Genomic DNA, 25,062 nt, shown 5'->3' with positions numbered 1-25,062 from the left:
ACCAGTGACTTCCACGGGCGCGAACGAGCAGCTCGTTGGCCGACGCTGGGGTCATCGCATTGACAGGGAAGAGGTGCTCGCCATGGCAAAGGTCTTGTTCGTCGTGACCGGTGCAAGCTACTGGACGCTTGCCGACGGGACGCGGCATCCCACCGGCTACTGGGCCGAGGAATTCGCCGCGCCGTACGCGGCACTCACCGGAGCGGGCCACGACGTCGTGGTCGCGAGCCCCGGCGGGGTGGTGCCGCACGTCGATTCCATGAGCCTGCGCCCGGCGATGGCGGGCGGCGCGCAGACTGCGCTCGACCTGGAGGAGGTGTTGCGGTCGGCCGAGGAACTGCGGCACCCCATTGCGCTCGCCACGGCCCGCGTCGACGACTACGACGCCGTCTACTACCCCGGTGGGCACGGGCCGATGGAGGACCTGTGGCAGGACGCCGACTCGGGCAGGTTGCTGATCGCGGCGTTGGCGTCCGGCAAGCCGCTGGCCATCGTGTGCCACGCGCCGGTCGCCATGCTCGCTACCCGACGCAACGGCGTCAGCCCGTTCAGCGGTTACCGGGTCACCGGTTTCACCAACGACGAGGAGGACGCGGTCGGCTTGCGCGCCAAGGCACGGTGGACCTGCGAGGACGAACTGGTCAAGCTGGGCGTGGACTTCACCCGCGGGCAGATGTGGAAGCCCTACACCGTCGTCGACCGCAATCTCTACACCGGCCAGAATCCCGCGTCGGCGGGACCGGTGGCGCGTGAATTCCTCAAAGAGCTCACGTAGGGGTGTGCCACATGACGAACCCCAATCCATGATGCGGACACCCGTTGACGGGCAGGTCGTCGTGGTGGGGGCGACCGGAGAGATCGGTGCCGCCATAGTCGCGCGACTGCGCCACGCCACCGTTCCGGTGGTTGCCGTGGCGCGTGATCGGGAACGCCTCGTGCAGTTGGGCGCAGCCGACGATGGGATCACGCCATGCCCTGCCGACATCGGTGACGATTCGTCCGGCGACGCAATCGCAGCAGCCGTCTCCGGACGAGTCGGGATGGTGGTGCAAGCGGCAGCCGAACCTGCCAGTCCACCCCTGGCCACGATCGACCCGGACACCTTGGGACGGTCGGTGTCGTTGAAGCTCGGCGGCTTGTTACGCCTCATTCGTGCTGTCGAGGACCGATTCGTGACCGGCTCGCGGATCGTCGCGATCGGCGGCCATTTCGGTTCAGAACCCACGCCGCAAACCTGCGCGGCCGGTGTCACGAATGCTGCTCTGGCCAACCTCGTCCGCCAGCTCGCCGACGCCTACGGGCCGCGCGGTGTCACCGTGCACCTGGTAGCGCCCGGCGTCTTGGAGACCGATCGGCTTCGTCGCTTCGCCGACGTCGCGGCTCAGGCGCGCGGCGTCAGCGTCGAGACCGTCCTCGACGAATACCGACGCCAGTCACCGTTGGGTCGACTCACCACGGTCGACGAAGTGGGCTGGGCTGTAACCCAACTGCTGGCGCCCGAGGCCGACGCGCTGCATGGCGCCACTCTCGCTCTCGATGGCGGCGCCCGCCGAGGACTCTTTTAGCGAATTCCTGGAAGGAGTGTGGACCGTGGAGACGATCGATCTCGCCTACGTCGAACGTGGCGTCCACGAGGAGCTGGTCGCCCAAGTGGCCGACCAGGAGGGCTACTACGAGGAAGAAGGGGTCCACGTCGCGATCCGGAACGGGATCGGCTGGGGCCCAGAGCGGCTGCGACGCGGCGCGTCGATCGGCCTGGGCCGCGCCGTGTTGCACCGGCTGACGGGCGCCGTCGACTGGAAGGTGCTCAGCGTCAATACGCACCGCCCGCTGTTCTGGTTCGTCGGCAACGCGGAGGTGACCTCGATGGCGCATCTGCGCGGGCGTCGCGTCGCGGTCCATCCCGCCCAGACCGCGCCGGGCTGGTTCACCAGAATCGTCTTGCGCGAGCACGGTCTCGATCCCGATCGTGACCTGGAATGCCTTGCGCGACTTCCCGTCAACTATCAGATGGATCTTCGGCGACTTCGGGACGGCTCGATCGACGCCGCCTGTGTGGGTACTACGTTTTCCCCCGAGCAGGTCGCCGCGGAAGAAGGGTTCCACGTCCTCGCCTGGGTCGGCGATTACGTCCAGATTCCCACCGTGGGCATCGCAGTGGACCCCGCCCACATCCCGCTGGACAGTCCCGCGCTGCAGGCGCTGGTGCGGGCGAACGATCGGGCCCTTCAGACGATCGCCGCCAAGCCAAGCCTGACCGTCGATTACCTCGCCACGTTCCTCGACCGTCTGACGCGCGACGAAGTGCAGCAGTACTACGAGCGCTACGTCGGCCCACACTTCACCCCCAGCGGGCGGGTGAACCTCACCGTCGCGCAGCACGGGATCGATGCAGTTGCTGCAGAACTCGGTCTCGCCTCCGTACCAGCCGAGGACATCTACGTCGCCCCTCAGTGCGAGGGGACGCAATCACGCCCCGCGGTCGGCTAGCGCCGCATCCAATTCCCTACGCGACTTGATCTCGAGTTTGGCGAAGATCTTGCGTAGGTGCCATTCCACCGTGCGCGCGCTGAGGAACAGCTCGGCACCGATCTCGGGGTTGGTGCGGCGCTGCCGGGCCAGTTGCGCGATCTGTTCCTCCTGCGGAGTCAGGTCGGCACTGCCTGGGCCGGCTCGCCTACGCACCTTCTCCCCCGTCGCGAGGAGCTCGTGCCTGGCACGTTCGGCGAATCCGTTGGCCCCCATGGCAGCGAAGCTAGCGTGGGCAGACCTGAGTTGTTCCCGCGCGTCATCGCGCCTGTCGGCGCGGCGCAGCCACTCCCCATAGCTCAGGCGGGCTCGCGCGACGTGCGCGGCCATCCTGGTTCCACCGAGCCGCTCGACGGCTTCCCGGTAGAGGCCGTCGGCGTCATCACCCTCGGCGACCAGGGCCCGGCCGTGGGCGGCCATCCCGCCGGCAAAGTCGGTACCGCTGGCCGTGGCGGCCGCCGACAACTGCTCAGCGGCCGCGACGGCGCGTGCGGGCTGGTTGCTGCGGGCCGTGGCCTCGACGAGTTCGTACAGCGCTCGCACGGTGATGGCGAATACGAATTCGCCGTCTGCACAAGCACTTTGCGCCGCATCAGCGGCCGCATGGTGATCAGCAAGACCGTTGTAGAGCACTGCGTTCGCATAGTCGGCGTAGGCCAACAACCATCCCTCCCCTCGCGTTGCACCCGCTTCGGCCACCACTTCCAACGGTCCTCGGGCACCGGCGATGTCACCACGCCAGGCAGCCACCAGCAGGGCGATGCGCGGCGAGGTGGCGGCGGTGATCACCGGGTCGATGAGCCCGGCTTCGGCCAACAGGGCTTCCGCCTGCACCAGATCACCTGCAGGAACCAAGAACTCGGCTTGACCATCGAGGACGAACGGCAGCCAGCTCAGCATTCCGCGCTCCCGTGCGAGCTCCACCTGCCGGGTCACCATCGTGTACCACGCCGCGTCGTCACACAGGTGTACGGCAGTGGCGATGAAGGCGTAACCGACGACATCGGGGTCGGGTGCATCGTCGAGGTACTGACGCACCGCGTCTCTGAGAGCCCCGGCGCTCGCAGCGTAACCATCGGCCTGCCAGGTGGCTATGCCGTGGATCAACAACTGGATGGCCGGCGTTGGTGCTGGATCCCGCGGCAGTGCCTGTGCCGCGCGTGCGATCTCGAGCCGCACCTCGGGGTCGGCGAGGCGACCGGCGTAGCTCGTGGCGATCAGTGCCTGCAGAAATGCCAAGCGCGCCATGTCGGGGTTGATTGGCCGTAGGCGGGTGGCCACCCGCAGCAGCAGATTCGGCGCCTCCCCACCGCGGTATCGGGCGAACGCGATCTGGGCGCGCAACAGGTCGACGATCGCCTGCTCGAATTCGCTCAACGATTCAGCGTCGATTTGGTCCAACAGTCGCCCGGCGGCATCGAGATCCCCCGCGCCAAACTTGCTTTGGGCGGCTGACAGCGCCCGGGACGACCGTTCGACGGCGTCCGGGGTCAACGCGACCGCGCGCTCCCAGAACGCGGCGGCCGCGGCAATTCCGCCACGTGCCTGAGCCCGACCCGCCGAGCCGATCAACTCGCCCGCCACCTGTTCGTCGGGACCGGTGGCCGCATAGGCTCGGTGCCACGCGCGCCGATCCGCATCCGACTCGGGGTCACTCGCCTCGGCGAGCGCCTGGTGCACGACGCGGCGTTGCTCGCCGGTGGCGCCGCGATAGACGGCCGAGCGCAGCAACGGATGACGGAAGCGCACCGACGCACCGACCGACAGCAGGTCGCCGGCGACGGCGGCATCGGCGGCGTCGACGCCGAGGCCCAGATGCGCGGCCGCCCGCTGAATGAGCCCGGTGTCGCCCACGGGATCGGCGGCGGCCAGCAACGCCAACTGCTGGGTGTCGTAGGGCAAGTCGCTCAGGCGTGCGCGGTATTCGTCCTCGATGCGCTCGCTCAGACTTGGTCCGTCGACCATGGCGAACCCACCTGCGAACCCCGCCGTCATCATCCGCGCGCCCAGTTCCAGCACCGCCAGCGGGTTGCCCCTGGTCTCGTCGAGAATCCTGGCGCGGATCGTCTCGTCGATGCGCATCCCGCCGACTGATCGGAGCAACGCACGCGCCGCCCGCTCGTCGACGCCTTCGATCCGCAACTCGGGCAAGCCCATCAGATGGTCCGGCGTCGTCAGGGATGCGCGGGCGGCGAACACCAACCCGACGGGCTCGCCCCGCAGCCTGCGTCCAACGAAGGCGAGCACTTGTGCCGAGGCGTTGTCCAGCCAGTGCGCGTCCTCGACGACGCAGAGCAACGGCCCGCGTTCGGACGCCGCGCCGATGAGACCTAGCGCCCCCAACGCCACGAGGAACTTGTCCGGGCTTCCACCCGCCTCGAGACCAAGCGCACCGCTGAGCGCACGCTGTTGCGGTTCTGGTAGCGAACCGAGACCGTCGAGGATCGGCGAGCACAGTTCATTCAGGCCCGCGAAGGGCAACTCCATCTCGGATTCGACACCGGCGCAACGCGTCACGGTGAAGCCGGACGCCGCATCCGTCAGATGCCGAAGCAGCGCCGTCTTGCCGATTCCCGCCTCGCCGCGAAGCACCAACACTGCGCTCTGCCCGGTCCGCACCTCACCGAGCAACCCATCCAGTGTCCCGCACTCGCGGTTGCGACCCCGTAACTGTCCAGCGGCTGCCATCGGGCAGCACCCCCTTGCTGGCGCGAGGGCCGCACCGACCTGACCTTGATCCTAAGGCCCGGTTCACGCCGACGTCACGCACTCACAGGACACTCCCAGTCTCACGGGTCGACGATGGCTCCTGTCGGTCGCGTGGAGTTGGCAGCGCTCGGTTGCAGACCCAGCACCCGAGTTCCCCAGTCCCACACCTCACCGAACAGCGTGGGCTCGTCCGAGAGTTTGGTCCCCAGCGACGGGATGATCTCCAACAGTCGGGGACGCCACGTCGTGGCGAACTGCTTGCCGAAGCAGCGCTCCATCACGTCGAGCATCGCGGGGATCGCCGTCGTCGCACCCGGCGAGGCACCGAGTAGGCCGGCGAGGCTGCCGTCGGCCGCCGCGATCACGGTGGTGCCGAATTCCAGGGTGCCGCGAAAGCCCTTGCCCGGCTTGATGACCTGCACCCGCTGACCTGCCACCGAGAGGCTCCAATCGGAATCGATTGCCGTGGGCACGAATTCGCGCAACGCGTCGACGCGATCTGCCTCCGACAATCGGAGCTGGCCGATCAGATACTTGACCAGGCTCAATTGGGTTCGTCCGACGTCGAGCATCGGTCCGAGGTTGGTCGGGGTGACGGACCTCGGCAGATCGCCGAGATGGCCCTGTTTGAGGAATCGCGGCGACCAGCCGGCGAAGGGGCCGAACAGCAGCCACGGCTCACCGCCGATGATCCTGGTGTCGAGGTGGGGCGCCGAGATCGGTGGTGCGCCCAGCGGAGGGAAGCCGTACACCTTGGCGTGGTGCGCTGCCGTCAGCATCGTGTTCGGGGTGCGGAGGAACTCGCCGCTGACCGGAAAGCCGCCATACCCCTTGGCCTCGTCGATGCCCGACTTCTGCAGCAGGTGCAGGGCGCCACCGCCTGCGCCGACGAACAGGAAGCGGGCGTTGATCTTTCGGTCGTCGCCGGTGCGGCGGTTACGGATGTCTACCGTCCAGCTGTCGTCGGACTCCTTGGCCAGTCCGCGCACCTCGTGGCCGAACAGCGTGGTGGTGCCCGTGCGGACGCCGTAGCCGATGAGTTGTTTGGCCAGCGACCCGAAGTCCACGTCGGTGCCGTTGGTGGTCCAGTTCAGCGCGACCGGGTCCGCCCGGTCACGCCCGGCCGCCATCAGGGGCAACCGGCGCGCGACCTCGTCGGCGTCGTCGACGAACGTCGTGGTGGCGAACAGCGGGTTGACCACCAGGGCTTCCCTGCGGCGACGGAGATAGTCGACACGATCGGCACCCTGCACGAACGACACGTGCGGGACCGGGTTGATGAAGCTGCGCGGATCGGTCAGCACTCCCTTTTCCACGGCGTGCGACCAGAATTGGCGCGACACCTGGAACTGCTCGTTGACGAAAACCGCCCTGCTGATGTCGATCGACCCGTCGGGCAACTGCGGCGTGTAGTTCAGTTCGCACAGCGCGGAGTGTCCCGTGCCCGCGTTGTTCCACGGGTCGCTGCTCTCGGCGGCGACGCCGTCGAGCCGCTCGATCAGGGTGATCGACCAGTCGGGTTCGACCAGTCGCAGCAATGTGCCGAGGGTCGCGCTCATGATGCCGGCGCCGATCAGCACGACATCCGTCTTGGTCATCTCAACTGCCTTGGGGCACTTCGAGGAATCCGGGCTCTCCCGCGTCGACGACGGAGTTGAACCGGTGGCGGGTCTCCAGCTCGCTGATCTGTTGCACGACGTCCTCCGGCAGCGCGGTGACGTCCGCGTTCTCCGTGATGCGGGTGGGCGTCACCGACGACGTCAGCACCGCGCTGCCGCGTTGGATGCCCCAGGCGAGAAGCACCTGTGCGGGCGTCTTGCTGAGGCGTTCGGCGGTCGTCACGATGAGCGGGTCGTCGAGCAGTCGCGGCTCCAGCGCGTGCCCCAGCGGCGCGAATGCCAGCAGGACGATGCCCTCGGTCTGGCACAGCTGGTGCAGCCCCCACTGCGGGTGGTAGGGATGGGATTCGACCTCCACGACCGCGGGCCTGATCCTCGCGGTGTCGACGATCTCGCGGGTGCCCTCGACGTCGATGTCGGACAAGCCGATGGCGCGCGAGAGTCCCTCGTCGACAAGGCTTTCCATGGCACCCCAGGTCTCCTCGAGCGTCACCCCATCGTCGTAGACGACGGCGCCGTGCGGGTGCCGGGGATCCTGATCGTCACCGGGCTGGAACGCGAACGGGGTGTGCACCAGATAGAGGTCGACGGAGTCGAGGCCGAGCTTGTCGAGGCTGGCCTGCAGGGCGGGCTTGACGCGCTCGGGGCGGTGGTTGTTGTTCCACAGCTTCGTGGTGACGAAGAGGTCCTCGCGGCGGATCGCGCCGGAGGCGAGGAGGTCCTTGAGCGCGGCGCCGACCTCTGCCTCGTTGCGGTAGCGCTCGGCGCAGTCGAGGTGGCGGAAACCTGCCTCCACGGCAGCCACGGTGGCGTGGCGGGTCTTGCTGCTGTCCGACACCAGTGTGCCGAATCCGAGCGCGGGGATCTCGCCGTCGCCGTTGTTCAAGGCGAACCGGTGGTGTCGCGGATCGTGGATCGTCATGTCTTCATTCACCCTTCAGGTAGTGGACGGCCTCGGCGGTGGTCCACACCGCGCTGGCCAGGAAGCGGTAGTTGACCAGCGCGGCCAGGTAGCCGTCGCCTTCGGGTAGCCGTGGGCCTGCGGTGGCGTCCTTGACGACGACCACCTCGAAGCCCTGCTCGACGAGTTCGCGCAGGTGGCCCTCGACGCAGAGGTTGGCGGCCATGCCGGCGATGATGACCTGGCTGATGCCACGTTTGCGTAGTTGCAGGACAAGGTCGTTGGACTCGGGGCCGACGATCTTGTGCGGAGAGGTGATCACGGTCTTGCGGTCGTGGATGTGGTGCTGGTAGTCGGGCAGGAAGTCCGCGCCGGAGCCGGCGAAGCCGTCCAGCGTGTACGGGCCCCGACGCCCGAACATGCCGACGCCGGCCATGAATTTCTCCAGCGGATCGCCGAACCCCCACTGGGTGTCGGTGGGATAGAAGTAGTGCGGCGACACCGCGACGGTGATGCCCACGGCCTTCGCGGCGTCGAACAGTTCGCCGATGTGGGCGACGGTGCCGTTCTCCGTGATGCTGTCGCCGAATACGGCCCAGGTCGCTCCGTCCGGACTGAGGAAGTCGATCTGGGGGTCGGTGACGACGAGCGCGGTGTGGTCGAGGTCGAGGACGAAGCCGGAGTCCGGCAGCGCGGGATTCGAGGGTTCGGCGTAGATGGGGTTCGTCATGGCGTCCTTGAGCTCGGAGAGGCGGGTTCCTCTCCTTCAAAATAGATGACCGGTCGTCTACTAACAAGGTGCTGTTCGTCACCGCCATCAGCCGTCGGCGAGTCAGCGCAGAAGCGCCGGGACGGTGACCGCCTCGAAGCGGTCGTAGGGAGCACGACTGCGGGTCACCTTGCCGCGAAGGGCAGCGCCCTCCCACGACTCGATCAGCGAGGCGGCGAGCTCACCCGCGTCGAGGTCGGTCCGAATTGCGCCGTCACCCTGGCCGGCCCGCACGCATGCAGTCAGGGCGGCATCCCACCGATCGAGAATGCTGGTGAGCTGATCACGCACCGCGTCACTCGAGCCGCCCAGCTCCAGCGAGAGGTTGCCGATCAGGCAGCCAAGCAGGAAGTCACCGGCCTCGTGCTCGTCGGCGAGGGCATGGAAGAACCGTGTGATCCGTTGCTGCGCCGGGTCATTCGCCTCGAGGATGGGCAGCAGTCGTCGCTCGATGTCGGCCCAGTAGTGCTCGAGGATCGCCGTGGCGAACGCCTCCTTGCTGGCGAAGTAGGCGTAGAACGAGCCCTTCGGCACCCCGGCCGAGTCGGTGATGTCCTTGACGCCACTGGCGGAGAACCCGCGACCGTGAACCAGCTCCAGTCCGGCGGACAGGAGGCGGTGACGCACGTCGGGATTCGGGGGCCGGGGCATGACATCGAGGGTAGCCGACCGGTCACGTATCTTCATGGGACCCCGTAGACGGTCTCGGCGTCTACCTCCGTGACGCCGAGTTCGGCCGAGACGGCGGCGATCGCACGCCGCGCGACGTCGAGGTCGACGTGGCCGTCGGCGGAGAAGTACGGCCCGACGTAGCGGTCGTAGTACTGCGTCGCCTCCTCGGGGGTGACGCGGTTCAGGAACCCGGCGATGTAGTCGACGGCCAGCTTCGGCTGTTCGGCCAGCGTCTTCAACGCCCGCTCGTTGGCGCGCACCAGCGCCCGCAGCGCGGGGCTGTCCAGCGGAACGTGCACCGGATCGACGGCGACGCCCACCGTCGGGATCTGGAAGTGATCGCCGACCCACGCCAACACGTGAAACCCCTCCTCCCGCGCCACCTGCTCGGGCGACAACGTGCTCCCGACGTAGGCGGCGTCGATCGAGCCGTCGCGCAGACGGCGCAGGTCCATCTGGTAATCCCCCGGATCGCGTGTCACACAAGACAAGTCGCGGTCGGGGTCCAACCCATGCTGGCGCAACACGATTCGGGCGAAACATCCTGGCGCGGTGTGGGCGGCGTGAACCGCGAGGCGACGGCCGCGGAGCTCCGCCATCGACGTCACCTCGGCGTTGCCGAGGAACCAGAACAGCGGCCGATGGGTGTTGACGCTGAGCACCGTCCAGCCGATGTCGTCGGTCAGGCGGGACAGCAGCGACCGGCCGAGACCGATCGTCGCGCCGCGACGCAACCGCTCGATGGGCCAGTGCACGCCGTCGCGGATGGCGACGTGAACCTCCTCGTCCTCGTAGTAGCCCTCTTGGTCGGCGACGTAGGCGACCAGCTCCTCGTGGATGCCGTGCCCGGCGAAGGCCAGGTCGATCGTGTGCATCGGATCTCCTCTTCAGTCCATCGCCAGGCCGCCGTTGACCGGCAGGTAGTGGCCGGTGGTGAACCCGGATTCCGCGCTGGCCAGGAAGGCGATGGTCGCGGCGACCTCGTCGGGACGGACGAGGCGACCCATGGGGTTGGTGGCGCCGAGATGGGCGAGCTGGTCGGCGGTCAGCTGTCCGGTGATCTTCGTTTCGTCGACCGTGGCGGGCGCGACGAGATTGGCCGTGATTCCGTGGGGCGCCAATTCGAGCGCGACGTAGCGCACGAACTGGTCAAGTGCCGCCTTGGCGGTGCCGAGAGCGATCATGCCGGCACGGGGCCGTCGCGACAAGCCCGTGCTGAGGTAGACCAGCCGGCCGTACTTACGGGAGATCATGCCGGGGACAACGGCTTTGGTGATCAGGAAGGCGGCGCGCATCTCGCGGTCGAGCTTGCCGCCGAGCTGCTCCCAGGTCACGTCGTCGAACGAGGTGGTGACGAACGGGATCAGCGCGTTGTGCACGACGACGTCGATGCCGCCCCACCGTTCTTCGGTGTCGCTCACCATCGTCGCTACGGCGTCGGCCTCGGTGACGTCGGCCTTCGCGGCCACCGCTGCACCGCCGGCAGCGGTGATCGACGCGACCACCGCGTCGGCCTCCTCGGCACTCGACCGATAGTTGACCACCACCCGGAACCCGCGCTGCGCCAACACCGTCGCGGTCGCCGCGCCGATGCCCCGGCTGGCTCCGGTGACCAGTGCGACGTTCGTCGTGCCCGTCATCTCAGGAGGCTCTCGGGATGAACCCGGGAACTCCGGTCTGCACGACGGAGTTGAACCGGATGTTGGTGGTGATGGCGTCCCGGATCTCCTGCATGGCATCTTCGGGAAGCGGCGATATGTCGTAATTCTCTTGAATGCGTTGAGGATTGGTCGACGTGGTCAGGAATGCGGTGCCGCGTTGCACGGCCCACGCCAGGGCCACCTGGGCGGGCGACATGTACAGGCGGTCGGCGATCGCGGTGATGACGCCGTCCTGCAATACATTCGGCGTCATGGCGTGTCCCAACGCCGCGAAGGCCAGCAGGACGATGCCGTTCTCTCGGCAGTAGTCGAGCAGTTCCCACTCCGGGAGATAGGGATGCGATTCGACCTGCACGACGGCCGGCTTGATCCGAGCCCCGGCGACGATCTCGCGCAGGGTGTCCAGCGAGACGTTGGACAACCCGATGGCGCCGCAGTGCCCGTCGTCGACGAGGCGCTCGAGTGCTTGCCACGTCTCCCCCAACGTGACGCCGGGGTCGTAGACGACTTCGCCGCGTTCGTCGCGCGGGTCGAAGTCGTCGCCGGGCGCGAAGGCATAGGGCGTGTGGGCGAGGTAGCAGTCGACGTAGTCGATCTGCAGTCGTCGGCGACTCCCGTCGAAGGCCGCCCTGACCCGTTCGGGACGGTGGTTGGTATTCCAGAGCTTGGTGGTGATGAACAGGTCGTCCCGCGCCACCGTCCCCGCCGTCAGCGCGTCGTGGAAGGCGTCGCCGACGGCATCCTCATTGCGATAGCGTTCGGCGCAGTCGAAGTGCCGGAATCCGACCTCCAGTGCGGTCTTGGTGGCCTCCTTGGTGTCGATGAGGTCCGGAATCAGGGTGCCAAACCCCACGGCTGGCATCGCGCCCGAACCGTGGGCGAGCGGAATCCTGCTGTGCCGGAATGTCTCCGAGTTCATCATCTGCTCATACTTTCGGTGAGGTCGCCCAACAGGCCAACGTGGTGTCCGAGCCGGGTCTCGACGTCGCCCGGTTGCTGTAGTCCGCGCTCGAGGAGCGTCTTGATCCGCAGTTGAGCCGCAGGGCGTCCGAGGGCGGCGAGGAAGGCGTCCCACTCCGGCGCGATCTCGGAGTCGGGCGGCAGGCTGTTGACATCGACGAGGCGCTTGGTCTCGGCGATGGCCTCCTTGTCGAACGACGAGATCCTGCGGGCGAGCGCGTCGACGAAGTCGTCCAGCTCGGCGTCGGGCAACGAGCGGTTGACGTAGCCGTACAACTCCGCGAGGTCACCGGTGAGGTCGTCCGCGCCGAGCAGGACTTCGAGGGCGCGTCCCCGTCCCACGAGCCGAGGCAGTCGAGCCATCGGGCCTCCGCCCGGCACCAGCCCCGCACCGACCTCCCATTGCGAGAAGACCGCCTTCTCGCGGCTGGCGAAGCGCATGTCGCTGGCCAGGGCGAGCTCACTGCCCACGCCGGTGGCGCGCCCGCGGATCGAGGCGATCGAAACAACCGGCGCCCGGCTCAGTCGGACCAGCATGTCGGGAAGCGGTTGCAGGCCCGTGGGTCCGGGAGGAACCTCCTCGGTCGTGGCGACCAAGTCGTAGTGCGTGAGGAAGAAGCCGTCGACGGCGCTGTCGAAGACGACGACCTTGACGTCCGGATCCTCTTCCAGGGTTGTGATGACGTCGTTCAACTGCGGGATGGTCTCGGGTCCGAAGACGTTGAGCGGGGGGTGGTCGAAGGTGACCCGCACGTAGGCCGGCGACCGGCGCGTGAGGATCACCTGCCTTGAGTTGTCCGTGCGAATCACGGGTGTCTCCTTGGGTTGCGGGGAACTGACTGCCCGCGACCATCATCACGCGGCGTCGTGCGCGCTCGCCCCCGTAGAACACCCTGGCCTCAGCCACGAGGTCCGCGGCCAGGGTGTTTCCCGGGTACGAGCCGACCGTTGCTACCCGAAGGTTGGAGCCCTCAGCCAACCGGGAGGTCCAAATGAAAGTCGTAGTCGTCGGGCAGGACGAGCTGATCGCGCGCGCCGTCGCGTCGGCGTTGATCGAGGGCGGCCATCACGTCGCCACCGTGCACCCGCGCAGCGGTGACGTACTGGCGGAGACGTGCGTCGGGGCGCGGGTCGTGGTCGACGTGACCGATCCGCCTTCCTACGACGGGCGCATGGCGTGGGACTTCCTGTCCGTCGCCACGACCGATCTGGTCAGCGCTGTCAGGCAGACCGGGGTGATGCACCTGGTCGCGCTGTCGGCGGTGGGAACGGGCCGGCTGCTCGCCAGCAGCTACTTCCGCGCGAAGGCCATGCGAGAGCGGGTCATCGCGGACTCCGGGGTGCCCTTCACGATCCTGCGCGGGACGCAGTGCTTCGAGTCGCTCGGTCGCATCGCGGACTCGGCGACCGACGGAGACGCCGTTCGGATCTCGCCGGCGCTCATCCAACCCATCGCTGCCGACGATCTGGCATCTGCCGTGGCGACGGCAGCGCTCGACCTTCCCGTCGGCGGCGTCCGCGAGGCCGCGGGCCCGCGCCGATACTGCCTCGACGACATGATCCGCGCAAATCTGCGGGCGCACAACGACACCCGTTGTGTCCTCTCAGAACCGCAGGCACGCTACCTCGGCGCCAGACTGGATGACGACGTGTTGCTTCCCAGCGTTGACGCCGCGGTGTACCCCACCGACTTCGCCGACTGGCTCGCCCGCGACCTGTCCCGCCATGGGCTGCTGACATGACCACGAGCGTCGAGACCGGTAGCGACTTGGCGGGTCGTTTCGCCCGGGAAGCCGAACCCCTAATGGATGCGTTGGCCCGTCGCGCGCGGCGTCTGACTCAGAATCACGCGGACGCCGAGGAACTGCTACAGGACGCGATGCTGCACGCCTACTCGGGTTTTCACGGTTTCGAGCCGGGGACGAACTTTCGTGCATGGATCTTCCGCATCCTTCAGAACCGGTGGTACAGCAATTTCCGGATGAGGCAATGCCGCCCGGGCGAGGTGCTCACCGACGACATCGAGTGGGGTCACGTGACGGCATACGCGCCGGGGACCGAGCGCTCGGCGGAGGCCGAGGCGCTGGGCGCGTTTGCACACAGCGACGTGCGCGCCGCCATGGGCACCTTGCCGATCGGCGTTCGTGAGGCGCTCTACTACACCGTCGTCGCGGGATACAGCTATGCCGACACTGCGAGGATGACCGGCGTTCCGTTGGGAACCGTGATGTCGCGAGTTTCGCGCGGCCGCAAGCGGTTACGCATCTCCCTCGCCCACGTCGTTCCGATGGATGGGCCGACGTGACGAGAAGCGCCCACAGCGAGCTTCCCCGCCTTGAGCCCTGGCCCGTTGCGGTCCTGCCGGACGCGGTGGAGTTCGCCGACGCCGTCGCGCTTCCCGTCGCCGGAGTCACGGCGCTGCAAGCACTCGGAGCGTTGGGTCCCGTGGTGGGCCGGCGGGTCCTCATCACCGGAGCATCGGGAGGGGTCGGCCGGTTCACCGTGCAACTCGCCGCGCGGGCCGGTGCGCACGGCCTGGTCGGGGACGGCGGTTCGAAGTCGATGGTGGTGGGCTGGTTGGAACGCAACCGCGGGGCACGGAAGCGCTTGGACCCCTTCATAGTTCGCGCGCCCTTCAGTGCGGACCTGGACTATCTGGTCGAGTTGCTGGCCGCCGGTCAGTTGGATCCGCAGATCGGCCTGCGTGACTCGTGGGACAACGTGACGGCGGCTGCCGAAGCGCTCCTGGGCCGTCGCGTGCAGGGCAAGGCGGTACTTGACGTCTCCTGACGTCCCAGTACCCGCGGTAATCGCGCCGGCGGGTTGTCCAGACAGTGGCGGGCTCGATGCGTATCCAGGTCACTGCCAAGTGGAACCATCGCTCCGTGAGCACGACGGGGTCCGATCCGGACGCGTCTCGGCCGAATCATCGGGTCAAGTACTTGGTCGCCGTAGCTGTGTCCATCACCGTCACGATCGCCGCGGTGAGCGCGGTAACCGTCGATGCGCCGGGGCGGATCTGCCCGATTCTGTGCACCCAATGCTGGCCTCTAGATTCGGTGTTTGTTCCTCCCGCACACGCCGAATCACCACTGAGGCAGCTGGATTCGATGTAGTCATTCCGCGAGCGAGGAGTTCGCCATAGACCTTGCGAAGGGACGTCACGCGTCCAAGTCGGGATGGCGCGCCAACGTCGACAAGGCGGGGGCCCTCGGGGTTGCGCCGATCAGCGGGAAGCATCGGAGACAGGCCGCCACGCACGTCGTCATCCCATGTTCTGCGGGCAAGGGCGCTACGCGTACGGGTGTCATCGACGTCCTCCGACTGTCACACCCGCTGCTTCTTCGATTGGCTTGATCACCGAGGTGAAATCGGAGTCGGCACCGGTCTCGCGGAGCACCACCTCCCAGAGTCGCTCGACGGCCTCGGCGATCTCCAGTGACAGTCCTGCGGCCTTGGCCTCCTCCAAGCACAGGCGAACGTCTTTGACCATCAGTCCGGTGGCGAAGCCGTAGTCGAAGCTTCGCGGCAGGATGGCCCGCGGAAACTTGTCGCGACTGGCATGCGTGGCGCCCGAACCGGCGTTGAACACCTCGATCATCACTGCAGGATCCAGACCCGCCTTGACACCCATCACCACCGCCTCCGAGGTCGCCGCCAAGGTGGCCGCTGCCAGTAAGTTGTTGGCCAGCTTCATCGTCTGCGCCGATCCGGCCTGTTCGCCGACGACGAATACCCGGCCCAGAATCTCCAGCACGGAACGCGCCGACTCCACCTCGGCACTGGGGCCCGAGACCATCATGGCCAACGTGCCGTCGCGGGCGCCGGTGACCCCGCCACTGACCGGACTATCGATCTGAGTGATTCCCCGCTCGGCCAGCGCGCCGGCGATGCGCGCCGCCATTCGCGCTCCCACAGTCGACAGATCGATGAACCTCTTCACCCGTGAACCGTGGATGACTCCGTCCGCGCCGGTTGCCACGTCCAGGGATGCCTGTAGCGAAGGCAGGCTGGCCAGGACGGTGTCAGCCCGGTCGGCAACATCGTGGGGTGAGGACGCGGCCTGCGCGCCAAGGGACACCAACTGACCGATCACCTCCGGGCGGGCGTCGAAGGCCACGACGTTGTGGCCCCCTTCCACGAGGCGTTGCGCCATCGGAAAGCCCATGTGGCCCAACCCGATGAATCCAATGTCCACGATGATCTCCTAGTTCTCGGCACTCGCGTCGAGGTCTGCGAAGACCTCGCCGGCGATGCGGAAGCTGTCGACGGCGGCGGGCACGCCTGCGTAGATCGCCACCTGCAGAAAGACCTCCCGAATTTCAGCACGGGTGACGCCGTTCGTCAGCGCGCCCTTGATGTGGGTACGCAACTCGTTGGGTCGGTTGAGGATTGGAAGCATGGCCAGATTGAGCATGCTGCGCGTCTTCAGCGGCAGCTCCTCACGACCCCACACCGCACCCCAGCAGTACTCGGTCACAAGGTCTTGCAGCGGGCCGCTGAAGTCGTCGGCTGCGGCCAGCGCCTTGTCGACATAGGCCTCACCGACGACAGCTCTGCGGATCTGCAGGCCCTGGTCATAGGTGTCGCGATCGGTCATGCCCAGGGCTCGTCACCGGCGATGGTGGTGCGCTGCATGGTTCGCTCCGAGGACGCTTCGTAGGGCAGCGCCCGATGAAGCATGCCGGTGTTGTCCCAGATGACGACGTCACCGACCTGCCACTGGTGGGCGTAGCAGAATCGCTCCTGGGTGGCCCAGGCGAGCAGTTCGTCGAGGAGGACGCGGCCCTCCTGGGCGTTCATACCGACGATCCGATCGGCGGTTGCCCCGATGGCCAGGGAGCGTCGGCCGTCACGGCGGGGCCACACCAGCGAGGTCTCATGGGTGGGCACCGAGCGCAACGCGCGCAACTCCTTGTCCGTCGGGTCAGGGTTGACCAGCCGCTGGGCGGCTTCGAAGCTGTGCACCACCCGCAGACCGTCGCAACGCTTGCGTTCGTGCTCGGGAAGGTTCTCGTAGGCGGCATAGGTGTTCGCGAATTCGGTTCCCCCACCCACCATGGCGACTTGGCGGGCGGTCAGCATGGTCGCCTTGGCCGGCACGTCGTTGGTGGTGTCGTCGATATGCCAGTGGAAGGTGCCCTTGAGATACTCCGCGGCGGGATTCTTCGACTTGTCGAGGGTGACGGTGAAGATCTCCTTACCGCCCGGAGCCAGCACCGGACCCAATTGGCGACTGAAGGCGAGCTGACCGTCGTCATCGAGGTTCAAGCCGCGAATGAGAAGCACGCCACGCCATTTCAGCGCCTCCAGACAACGGCTGACTAGGGTGGGTTCGAGCAGGTCCTCCACCCCGAGCACTTGAGCACCCAGCCCCGGGGTGATTGCGACGGTTTCGATCATGGCGTTTCCTTCGACGTGAGGTGTTTCGTGGACGATGCTGTCGTGGCGTCAGACGACGGTCGCGAAGCTCTTGCTCTCCTGGAATTCGCGCAGCCCGTCCAAACCCATTTCACGGCCGATGCCCGCCTGCTTGTAGCCGCCGAATGTACTGTCGGGCAGCCTGCTTGGCTTCGCGTGAGGGATAGGGCGGCACGTCGCCTCCTGAAGCGTTGATGCGGACATTCGCGCCCGAAGTCGTTGCAACCGTTGAAGTGAGGGCAAGAACCACGCCGAACGCTCGCCGCGAGGTCCGTCGCTTCGAGAACACCCTCAGGCCGTTCTGGAAACGATGTTCTCGCCGTACGAGAGGAGAGTATCGCGTTCAATCCACTATGTAAACGCAACCGTTACGTTTTTCGGACCGGCGTAGCGCGGAAGAGACGGTCGGTTCGAGCGGAGAAGTGGTCACTGCCAGCGGGGAAGTATGCCCCGCACGAAGAGGGCGACGGCATGTTCGAGGTGCTGCTCTTCGACCTCTGGGCTGCGGAAGATGCCGAAGTCGGCCATCCTGCCGGGCACGAGCGCCACCATGGCGATGAACTGCTCCGCGGCTATCTCGACATTGGCGATTTCGAGGCCCATCGGCTCCCTGAAGCGTTCGAGCGTCTCCATCACGGCGCGCTGCTGCGCCGACCACAGCAGCGAGTGCGCGGCGACTCCGAATTCGGGGAACCGATCGGATTCGTCGAGGGCGATCCGCAACAGCTTCGCGCGATCGGGGTCGACTGCGCGCGAAATAGCCGCCCTCCCAAGGGAGATGAGCGACGCTGCGAGATCCTCGTCGGCGTGTTCATCGTCGGCGTCTGACAGTTCTAGACGCGACAGGGCCCAAGGAATAACACTGGCGAACAAGGCGTGCTTGTCCGCGTAGCGGGTGTACAACGTCTTCTTGGAAATACCGGCGGCCCGTGCGACCGCCTCCATGGTGGCCCCGTCGAAACCGTACTGCAGGAAGGTATCTACTGCCGCCTGACGTAATCGCTCATCGAGTTTCTTCGCTGCAGCCCGCGTGGGCCTGCCCGTACGGGACGCTGCGGTCATTGGCCTCGTGCCCCAGAGACGGTCGAACCCCATGGCGGCACGCAGCCCACCGCGAAGACCATCGATCTCCTCACCTTCGGTCGCATTGGCGACGACCGCCTCGCAGGCGGGGCTGGGGATGACGACATGTTGACAGGCAGGCAGTTTACGCGTACTACTGCGAAAACGGAACGTTTGCGTTTACTTCTGTGTTTCGTGATCCGTACCCTCGAACCGAAAGACGACACGCATGTTGCGGAGGTCCACGACGACTACGGTCCAATCGCCGTGTTGGTCAACAACGCCGGCCTCGAGGGATACGAAGCCTTCCTCAAGATCACGGCGCCAACATGGGACCGACTGCTCTCAGTGAACCTCACCGGCACCTTTCATTGTTGCCAGGCCGACTGCCGGACATGATCAACCGTGGCTGGGGACGGATCGTGAACATCTCCTCGTCGAGCACCCACGGTGGCCAGCCCTACATGGCGCATTACGTCGCATCCAAGTCCGGCGTCATCGGGTTGACCAAAACTCTTGCACTGAAGTTCGGTGGCGTGCCGTGCCGTGGTCATGGCGACATAGCCCGTTCGAAACACCAAGAGAGAGGAAATCGAGATCGACACATGTTGGGACACCACGGAAGTCCCGGACCAGAGCGGTCGCGTCGCGATCATCACCGGCGCCAACAGCGGGATCGGATGGGAGACCGCCAACGTGCTGGCCGCCCGTGGAGCCCATGTGGTGCTGGCGGTGCGGGATCTGGTCAAGGGTGCCGATGCCCGAGCACGGATAATTGACGCCGATCCGCGCGCCGCGGTATCCCTGCAGGAGTTGGATCTTGCCTCGCTGAGTTCCGTGCGAGCAGCGGCCGACACTCTACGATCGGACCACGCGCGTATCGACTTGCTCATCAACAATGCCGGCCTGATGTTCCCTCCGAAGGGCGCCACCGCCGACGGCTTCGAATTGCAGTTCGGCACCAACCACCTGGGCCACTTCGCGCTGACCGGTCTGCTCTTGGACCGGCTCTTGCCGGTGGCAGGCTCACGGGTGGTGACCTTGAGCAGTAACGGACACAAGTACGGGGCCGCAATCCACTTCGATGACTTACAGTTCGAGACCCGCTACTCGGCCGGCAAGGCCTATGGCCAATCCAAACTGGCCAACCTGTTGTTCACCTACGAGCTCGACCGTCGCCTTGCCTCCTATGAGACCACGGTAGCTGTTGCCGCACATCCGGGCGCCGCCAGGACCGAGTTGACCCGTCATACCCCGTCGCGATTCCGGTGGTTGCAAAGTCTGGCGACCAAGTATCTCTTCCAGAGCGCGCCCATGGGCGCCCTACCGACACTGCGCGCCGCTACCGACCCCGACGCGTGTGGCGGACAGTACTACGGGCCGGCAGGCTTCATGGGTCAACGGGGGTACCCCATGGTGACCCAGTCCAACTCCAACTCGCACGACGTCGTCGTGGCCCGCAAGCTCTGGAAGGTATCGCAGGATCTGACCGGGGTCGTGTATCCGTTGTGAACGCCCCGGCGCTGGTTCTCGTCCATGGCGGCATGCAGGCCGCCGACAGCTGGGACCTGACCGTTGCCGAGATCGCCCGCCTCGCACCCGATCTCCGCGTACTAGCAGTGGACCTGCCGGGGCGCCCGCGCAACCCGGTTCCGCTGCCCTCGGTCAGCATCGCGGGCTGGGTCGCGTCGGTGGTCGCCGATGTCGAGCAGGCCGGCTTCGACGAGATCGTCCTCGCCGGACACTCTCTGGCAGGGGTCACCGTGCCCGCAGTGGTCGCCGCGTTGGGTTGGCCGCGAGTCCGGGAGATGATCCTGGTGGCCGCCTTCGTTCCTCCAGCAGGACAAGCGGTGGTCGATGCGGTGCGCGGGCCGCTGGCGCGCTACGCCCGCTGGGGTGCCCGTCGAGACAAAGCCGGGGCGATCCCCTGGATGGCTGCCCGCTGGCTGCTGTGCAACGGGATGAGCCCGCTACAGCGCAACTTCCTTTCCTCGCGACTATGTGCCGAATCGGCGCGGGTGATCGGCGAGACCGTCGACCCCGTGGTGCTCCCCCCTGAACTCGTGCGGTCCTGGGTGATGACAACGCGAGATCGGATTCTTCCGCCGCGGGCGCAGCGCCGCAGCATCATCGCAATCGGTGGCGTCCACAGCATCGAGTTGATCGATGCGTGCCATCAGGTGATGGTGAGCAACCCAAGAGAATTGGCGCACATCTTCGTGCAACGCTGTGAACAGCACGTCGGCGACGTCCGTCACTGATGGCTCGTACCACCCACCCTGCAAGGCGCTCAGCGGGGTCGGACGCCGTTGAGAAACAACTGGGTACAGAACACAATTCGACGTTCGATCTCGTCCTCGTCGAGCACCACCCCCCACGCCGCCCCCATGGCCAGCCCGCCCACCACGAGACTCAGGAACGATTCGCCAAGCAAACGGGGATCCTCAACGAAGATCTCTCCGGTCGCGGCGTGGCGGCCGAACACCTCAGACAGAAAGCCGATCGCGGGCAGGGTGCCCTGTTCGTACATCAGTCGGTGCACGTCCGGAAATCGATAGGACTCGGCGTTGAGGATCCGCTGCAGCCGCAGGCCTGCTGGGCTGGTCGCGTTGTTCAACCGGATCCGCGCGACAGCGGTCAAAGTGGCTTCCAGATCGTCTGTCTCGGCGGCGCGCAGATCGTCGACGGGCACCACCCATCGATCGACAGCCCGCTGCACTACTGCCCGAAACAGCGCCGCCTTGTCGGGGTACCGGGCGTACACGGTCCGCTTGGTCATCCGCACCGAGGCCGCGATCGCCTCGATAGTCGCTAATTCGTAGCCTTTGTCCAGGAAGATCTCTAGCGCCTCGTCGAGGAGTTCTTCATGCCGCTGTTCGGCCTGGGCACGAGTGGGTCGACCAGCGCCGGGGGCCGAGGCAGAGCGCCGCGGCGCGATCGCTTCAGCTTCGTTGAGACCCATCGGTGCTCTCCTACTAGTAATGAAACGGTGGAGTTGCTATTGTCGCAATCGCAGCATAATGAAACCGTCCAGGTGTCAATATGGCGTAGCCAAGTAGACCGCACTGGACGGTGTCACACAGAGGAGTACCCATGGGGTCCGCCATCGACGAGGTTCTGGCACTACGCACCGCAAGCGATCCATACGATGTTGCGCCGGACGAAATCCTGCCGCTGCAGCTGGACGCGATTCAAGAACGGCTGGAGATGCGCATCGCCGACATACCGCTGCTAGCGCGTCGCGCACAGGACGGCGGCATTGCCAAGGTCGCCGAGCGTAGCGATCTCATTCCGTTGCTCTTCGCCCACAGCGCATACAAGAGCTACTCCGAGTCGTGGCTGACCGAGGGTCGATGGGACCGGATGGCCAAGTGGCTCAAGACCGTATCCGCCAATGCACTGGACGGCTTGGACCTTGACGGAGTCGCCGACATCGACCAGTTCGTCGATCGGCTGGAGTCAGTTGGAAGTTTCGTCACATGCACGAGTGGCACCAGCGGCAAGCCTGCCATGATCGCCTGCTCGGCCGAAGACCTCGACACCGCCTCGCAGTCCAACGTGACCGGCCTGTCCTGGGCCACCGGCATCGCCCCGGCCGGCGACCGCAAGCTGTTCGGGCTGGGACCGCGCACGAAGGTCGAGCGCAACGAGCGCACACGCCTGGCCCTGGTCGAAGCCTTCTCCTCAGAAGCCGATTCCTACCAGTTGCCGCTGGAGCCCATCGGCATCGGATCGATCATGGGCATGATCGCCTTCCGCCGTCGCGTTGCAGAGGGCGAGGCGAGTCCGTCCGAAGTGGCAGCTTTCGAGCAGCTCAGCACCTCCCGTCAAGCATCCATGGACGTTGCCGTGGAAGAGGCCGTCGACGAACTGATCGCCAGCCGCGACCGAAAGCTCCTCTTGACCGGAATGTTCGCCTCGCTCTACCAGATTGCCGAGGGAGTGCGCGCCAAAGGATTCAGCGGCAGGGACTTTCAGGACGACACCGGGCTGCTGGTCGGTGGTGGCCTCAAGGGTGTCACGCTTCCGGACGACTATCGCGAACGCATCTTCGAGACTTTCAACATCCACGAGGACAAGGTCTACCACTTCTATTCGATGCAGGAGATCAACTCCCCGTTCCCCAAGTGCGGTGCGGGTCGCTACCACGTTCCACCGTGGGTCATGACACTGCTGCTCGACGAGCCTGGCGACAATCTGCTCGACGTTTCCGGTTCAGTCCAGGGCCGCGCGGCCTTCTTCGACATCTCCCTGGATGGGCGCTGGGGCGGCGTGATCTCCGGAGACCGTGTCGATGTCGATTTCGCGAGATGTGAATGCGGACGTTACGGCCCCACCATCGGGCCGGACATCACCCGCTATGCCGATCTGGGTGGCGACAAGATCAGCTGCGCCGGGACCATCGACGCCTACGTGAGAGGTGAAGCATGACCACCACCGAGACCCTTTCGGCACCGTTCTTCATCCGGGGCGCCCTGGTCGAGGGCGCCGCCAGCACTCACCGGTCGCGCGATCTCGGCGTCGACTTCTCCACTCCCGAAATCGATCTCGATGCTCTTGTCACCCCGAGGTCGGAACTGCCACCGCTGTTGGACGTGAAGCTCGACGAGATCATCGACTATCTGGTCGAGACGGGCAGGCGCTTGACGCTCGACGACAACCCCCACATGCAGCGCTGCCTGGATCTGGTGGCCGCGACCAACCCGCTGCCGCGGCGCGTCGTGGAGAACCTCTACCGCACCGCACCGGCCATGCTCGAAGCTGAGTCACTGCGCAGTCAGGTCGAGTCGAACTTTCCCGACCCCCAGGTGCTCGACGGCTGGGTGAGCCGCACTGACACCGCCGGCAATGCCGGTGCCATTCGCGCCTTCCCACCCCGGATGGTGCACATGCTCGCCGGCAACGCCCCGGCGGGGTGCATCGCCTCCATCGCCCAGGGCGCTCTGGTCAAGGCGGTCAATCTCTTCAAAATGCCCTCATCGGACCCTTTCACAACCGTTGCGGTGTTGCGCACCATGGCTGAGGTCGACCCGAGCCATCCCATCGTGCGGTCGATGTCTGCGGTGTACTGGCCCGGTGGCGACGAATCCATCGAGCGAACGATCTACCGTCCCCAGTTCTTCGACAAGATCGTCGCCTGGGGAGGCGGGCCTGCGATTCAAAACGTCATCAAGTATCTGGGCCCCGGCATCCAACTCGTTTCCTTCGACCCCAAGTCGTCGATCTCGATGATCGGCCGGGAGGTCTTCGCCACCGAAGAGACCCTCGCCGATGTAGCCGAACGAGTGGCGGCAGACACCGCCATCTTCAACCAGGAGGCATGCCTGGCGAGCCGATTCGTCTTCCTCGAAGCAGAACCGCGGCAGGCTGAAAGATTCTGTGCCGCACTGGTAGAGCGCCTCGGCGTCGACCGCTTGTTCGGATCGTCCGTCGCGCCGCTGCCGCCGTCGGAGATACGCGACGAAATCGAGGTCATGCAAGCCATGGACGACGAAGTCAAGGTGTTCGGACGCCTCGACGGACGCGGCGTCGTGCTCCTGTCGGATCGACCCGTGGACTTCCATCCCGCAAATAAAACCTCGAACGTGGTCATCGTGGAATCCCTCGACGTCGCAGTGAAGTTCGTCAACGTCGCGACCCAGACCATCGGTGTCTACCCCTTCGAACGCAAGGTGCAGTTGCGCGACAAACTGGCAAGCGCCGGCGGACAACGGGTGTGCCGAGTGGGCACCGCGAACGGCCATGTCGAGGGTAGCCCTCATGACGCGATGTACCCGCTGTCCCGCTTCGTGCATTGGATGGGCGATGACGACATCCTCAGCGCCGACGCCAACGCCGAAATTTCGAGCGAGTTCGGGATCTGAGCGCCAAGGGCGCCGCGAACCGCGACTTGCAGCAGCACTCCCTGCCAGCACTGCGGTGGCCCGCCACAGAGGACATTCACCCCCACTCAGAAACATCGCCACCGCCATTGCGCTCCGTCCGCGGAACCCGCTAGGCTCCGGTCGTATATGAGATACGATACGCCGGAGGGGTCAAAGTGACAGCGCCCACATCGAGCTTCCCCGCCTTCAGCCCAGGTGCGTTGCCGTCGCGGACGGCCCACGTCCTGGAGACCATCAAGGCGGGGATCCTGAACGGGCAGTTCAAGCCCGGTGCCACGCTCGTCGAGAACGAGCTGGCCGGGCAGTTCGGGGTATCGAAGACGCCGGTGCGCGAGGCGTTGAAGACGCTGGAGAGCTCCGGTCTCGTGGTGATTCGGCCGTACGTCGGCACCACCGTGCGTGAGCTCACGGTCGAGGATGCGCTGGCGATCTACGACATGCGCCTGCTCCTCGAGCCGGAGGCGGTGCGACGCAGCGTCGCCGCAGGCAGCGACTTCACCGATTCGGCACAGGCGCTCGCGCGCGCCACGGCGGCCACGGACGCGTCGACGCGCAGCTCCGCCAACCGGGACTTCCACCGCGGCCTCTACGTCGGCTGCGGAAATCCCCTCGTGGTCCAGACCCTCGACGGGCTGCGCGAGCAGACCGCACTGGTCTCGGCGTCGTCGTGGGCTCGTTCGCCGTCGTGGGACGAGGAGGCACGCGAACACACCGCGATCCTCGATCAAGTTCTCGCAGGCAACGCAGAGGAGTCCGCCAAACTCGTGCGGCGTCACATCGAAGGCTTTGTGGCCCGCCATCTCAGGAAGGAGAAGAGCACCCCCTGACCGGACGAGGTGCGGCCCGTTCTCCGCCAAAGATCCCGGACCGCACC

Annotated in this window: 26 protein-coding genes and 2 pseudogenes; 13 read left to right on the top strand and 15 right to left on the bottom strand. The window is 66.3% G+C overall.

Annotated elements, in window-relative coordinates; all coding sequences use genetic code 11:
• The first annotated feature begins 82 nt into the window (after window positions 1–82).
• The 3 genes from N536_RS0105925 to N536_RS0105915 are packed head-to-tail and all read left to right on the top strand — an operon-like array spanning window position 83 to window position 2,490.
• Window positions 83–775: a type 1 glutamine amidotransferase domain-containing protein gene (locus N536_RS0105925; RefSeq protein ID WP_029112767.1), complete on the top strand. Its 693-nt coding sequence runs from the start codon at window positions 83–85 to the stop codon at window positions 773–775.
• A gap of 28 nt (window positions 776–803) precedes the next feature.
• On the top strand, window positions 804–1,565 hold the full coding sequence (locus N536_RS0105920) for an SDR family NAD(P)-dependent oxidoreductase (protein WP_155948442.1): 762 nt from the start codon (window positions 804–806) through the stop codon (window positions 1,563–1,565).
• 25 nt (window positions 1,566–1,590) lie between these two features.
• A complete protein-coding gene (locus N536_RS0105915; protein ID WP_029112765.1) occupies window positions 1,591–2,490 on the top strand; it encodes an ABC transporter substrate-binding protein in 900 nt (299 codons plus the stop codon).
• Here N536_RS0105915 and N536_RS0105910 read toward each other — a convergent pair.
• The 9 genes from N536_RS0105910 to N536_RS0105870 all read right to left on the bottom strand — a co-directional run bounded on the left by N536_RS0105910 (window position 2,470) and on the right by N536_RS0105870 (window position 12,630).
• Window positions 2,470–5,217: an AAA family ATPase gene (locus N536_RS0105910; RefSeq protein ID WP_029112764.1), complete on the bottom strand. Its 2,748-nt coding sequence runs from the start codon at window positions 5,215–5,217 to the stop codon at window positions 2,470–2,472. The genes N536_RS0105915 and N536_RS0105910 overlap by 21 nt on opposite strands.
• Before the next feature lie 101 nt (window positions 5,218–5,318).
• Window positions 5,319–6,836, bottom strand: a complete 1,518-nt coding sequence (gene mqo, locus N536_RS37555; protein ID WP_051574272.1) for a malate dehydrogenase (quinone) — start codon at window positions 6,834–6,836, stop codon at window positions 5,319–5,321.
• Between the two features lies 1 nt (window position 6,837).
• The gene (locus N536_RS0105900; RefSeq protein WP_029112763.1) at window positions 6,838–7,779 is read right to left on the bottom strand and encodes an aldo/keto reductase; all 942 of its coding nucleotides are present in this window, start codon (window positions 7,777–7,779) and stop codon (window positions 6,838–6,840) included.
• 4 nt (window positions 7,780–7,783) lie between these two features.
• Window positions 7,784–8,488 (bottom strand): cysteine hydrolase, encoded by a 705-nt coding sequence (locus N536_RS0105895; RefSeq protein WP_029112762.1) that lies wholly within the window; start codon window positions 8,486–8,488, stop codon window positions 7,784–7,786.
• A gap of 102 nt (window positions 8,489–8,590) precedes the next feature.
• The gene (locus N536_RS0105890; RefSeq protein WP_029112761.1) at window positions 8,591–9,178 is read right to left on the bottom strand and encodes a TetR/AcrR family transcriptional regulator; all 588 of its coding nucleotides are present in this window, start codon (window positions 9,176–9,178) and stop codon (window positions 8,591–8,593) included.
• Window positions 9,179–9,210: 32 nt separating this feature from the next.
• Window positions 9,211–10,074: an ABC transporter substrate-binding protein gene (locus tag N536_RS0105885; protein ID WP_029112760.1), complete on the bottom strand. Its 864-nt coding sequence runs from the start codon at window positions 10,072–10,074 to the stop codon at window positions 9,211–9,213.
• A 12-nt stretch (window positions 10,075–10,086) separates the two neighbouring features.
• Entirely contained in the window at window positions 10,087–10,839 is a 753-nt protein-coding gene (locus tag N536_RS0105880) for an SDR family NAD(P)-dependent oxidoreductase (RefSeq protein ID WP_029112759.1), read from the bottom strand.
• Window position 10,840: 1 nt separating this feature from the next.
• Window positions 10,841–11,779, bottom strand: a complete 939-nt coding sequence (locus N536_RS0105875; protein ID WP_197040071.1) for an aldo/keto reductase — start codon at window positions 11,777–11,779, stop codon at window positions 10,841–10,843.
• Entirely contained in the window at window positions 11,779–12,630 is an 852-nt protein-coding gene (locus N536_RS0105870; RefSeq protein WP_029112757.1) for an enoyl-CoA hydratase/isomerase family protein, read from the bottom strand. Before N536_RS0105870 ends, N536_RS0105875 begins: the two co-directional genes overlap by 1 nt.
• 182 nt (window positions 12,631–12,812) lie before the next feature.
• Between N536_RS0105870 and N536_RS0105865 the strand changes: the two genes are divergently transcribed.
• From N536_RS0105865 to N536_RS37550, 3 genes and pseudogenes are all read left to right on the top strand, one after another.
• Window positions 12,813–13,562, top strand: a complete 750-nt coding sequence (locus tag N536_RS0105865) for an SDR family oxidoreductase (protein WP_029112756.1) — start codon at window positions 12,813–12,815, stop codon at window positions 13,560–13,562.
• A complete protein-coding gene (locus N536_RS0105860; protein WP_029112755.1) occupies window positions 13,559–14,125 on the top strand; it encodes a sigma-70 family RNA polymerase sigma factor in 567 nt (188 codons plus the stop codon). The genes N536_RS0105865 and N536_RS0105860 overlap by 4 nt, the downstream gene beginning before the upstream one ends.
• Before the next feature lie 44 nt (window positions 14,126–14,169).
• Window positions 14,170–14,610: pseudogene (locus N536_RS37550) on the top strand (zinc-binding dehydrogenase); the annotation flags it as partial.
• 517 nt (window positions 14,611–15,127) lie between these two features.
• Here the strand turns inward: N536_RS37550 and N536_RS0105850 are convergent.
• The 5 genes from N536_RS0105850 to N536_RS0105830 all read right to left on the bottom strand — a co-directional run bounded on the left by N536_RS0105850 (window position 15,128) and on the right by N536_RS0105830 (window position 18,303).
• Window positions 15,128–16,018 (bottom strand): NAD(P)-dependent oxidoreductase, encoded by an 891-nt coding sequence (locus N536_RS0105850; RefSeq protein ID WP_029112754.1) that lies wholly within the window; start codon window positions 16,016–16,018, stop codon window positions 15,128–15,130.
• 9 nt (window positions 16,019–16,027) lie between these two features.
• Window positions 16,028–16,420 carry a carboxymuconolactone decarboxylase family protein gene (locus tag N536_RS0105845; protein ID WP_036435551.1) on the bottom strand — a complete coding sequence of 131 codons (393 nt, stop codon included), beginning with the start codon at window positions 16,418–16,420 and terminating at the stop codon, window positions 16,028–16,030.
• Window positions 16,417–17,223: a TauD/TfdA family dioxygenase gene (locus tag N536_RS0105840; RefSeq protein ID WP_029112752.1), complete on the bottom strand. Its 807-nt coding sequence runs from the start codon at window positions 17,221–17,223 to the stop codon at window positions 16,417–16,419. The genes N536_RS0105845 and N536_RS0105840 overlap by 4 nt, the downstream gene beginning before the upstream one ends.
• Before the next feature lie 48 nt (window positions 17,224–17,271).
• Entirely contained in the window at window positions 17,272–17,445 is a 174-nt protein-coding gene (locus tag N536_RS42075; RefSeq protein WP_155948440.1) for a hypothetical protein, read from the bottom strand.
• 222 nt (window positions 17,446–17,667) lie between these two features.
• A complete protein-coding gene (locus tag N536_RS0105830) occupies window positions 17,668–18,303 on the bottom strand; it encodes a TetR/AcrR family transcriptional regulator (protein WP_029112751.1) in 636 nt (211 codons plus the stop codon).
• A gap of 126 nt (window positions 18,304–18,429) precedes the next feature.
• On the opposite strand from N536_RS0105830, the gene N536_RS43470 reads away from it, so the two are divergent.
• The 4 genes and pseudogenes from N536_RS43470 (at window position 18,430) to N536_RS0105815 (ending at window position 20,564) form a co-directional block, all read left to right on the top strand.
• Entirely contained in the window at window positions 18,430–18,702 is a 273-nt protein-coding gene (locus N536_RS43470; RefSeq protein WP_369798383.1) for an SDR family NAD(P)-dependent oxidoreductase, read from the top strand.
• A pseudogene (locus N536_RS43465) lies at window positions 18,633–18,779 on the top strand (hypothetical protein); the annotation flags it as partial. The gene N536_RS43470 and the pseudogene N536_RS43465, both read left to right, overlap by 70 nt.
• A gap of 121 nt (window positions 18,780–18,900) precedes the next feature.
• Entirely contained in the window at window positions 18,901–19,815 is a 915-nt protein-coding gene (locus tag N536_RS0105820; protein ID WP_155948439.1) for an SDR family NAD(P)-dependent oxidoreductase, read from the top strand.
• The gene (locus N536_RS0105815; RefSeq protein WP_029112748.1) at window positions 19,812–20,564 is read left to right on the top strand and encodes an alpha/beta fold hydrolase; all 753 of its coding nucleotides are present in this window, start codon (window positions 19,812–19,814) and stop codon (window positions 20,562–20,564) included. Before N536_RS0105820 ends, N536_RS0105815 begins: the two co-directional genes overlap by 4 nt.
• Before the next feature lie 29 nt (window positions 20,565–20,593).
• Here the strand turns inward: N536_RS0105815 and N536_RS0105810 are convergent, their stop codons facing one another.
• Window positions 20,594–21,265 carry a TetR/AcrR family transcriptional regulator gene (locus N536_RS0105810; protein WP_036435549.1) on the bottom strand — a complete coding sequence of 224 codons (672 nt, stop codon included), beginning with the start codon at window positions 21,263–21,265 and terminating at the stop codon, window positions 20,594–20,596.
• A 131-nt stretch (window positions 21,266–21,396) separates the two neighbouring features.
• On the opposite strand from N536_RS0105810, the gene N536_RS0105805 reads away from it, so the two are divergent.
• The 3 genes from N536_RS0105805 to N536_RS0105795 all read left to right on the top strand — a co-directional run bounded on the left by N536_RS0105805 (window position 21,397) and on the right by N536_RS0105795 (window position 25,015).
• Window positions 21,397–22,734, top strand: coding sequence for a hypothetical protein (locus N536_RS0105805; RefSeq protein ID WP_029112746.1), 1,338 nt, complete (start codon window positions 21,397–21,399; stop codon window positions 22,732–22,734).
• Entirely contained in the window at window positions 22,731–24,167 is a 1,437-nt protein-coding gene (locus N536_RS0105800; protein WP_029112745.1) for an acyl-CoA reductase, read from the top strand. Before N536_RS0105805 ends, N536_RS0105800 begins: the two co-directional genes overlap by 4 nt.
• A 176-nt stretch (window positions 24,168–24,343) precedes the next feature.
• The gene (locus tag N536_RS0105795; RefSeq protein WP_029112744.1) at window positions 24,344–25,015 is read left to right on the top strand and encodes a GntR family transcriptional regulator; all 672 of its coding nucleotides are present in this window, start codon (window positions 24,344–24,346) and stop codon (window positions 25,013–25,015) included.
• The last annotated feature ends 47 nt before the right edge of the window (window positions 25,016–25,062 follow it).

Origin of the sequence: Mycobacterium sp. URHB0044 (genome assembly GCF_000620625.1) — a bacterium.
GTDB lineage: Bacteria > Actinomycetota > Actinomycetes > Mycobacteriales > Mycobacteriaceae > Mycobacterium.
This window is presented reverse-complemented; position numbering and strand designations above follow the sequence as displayed.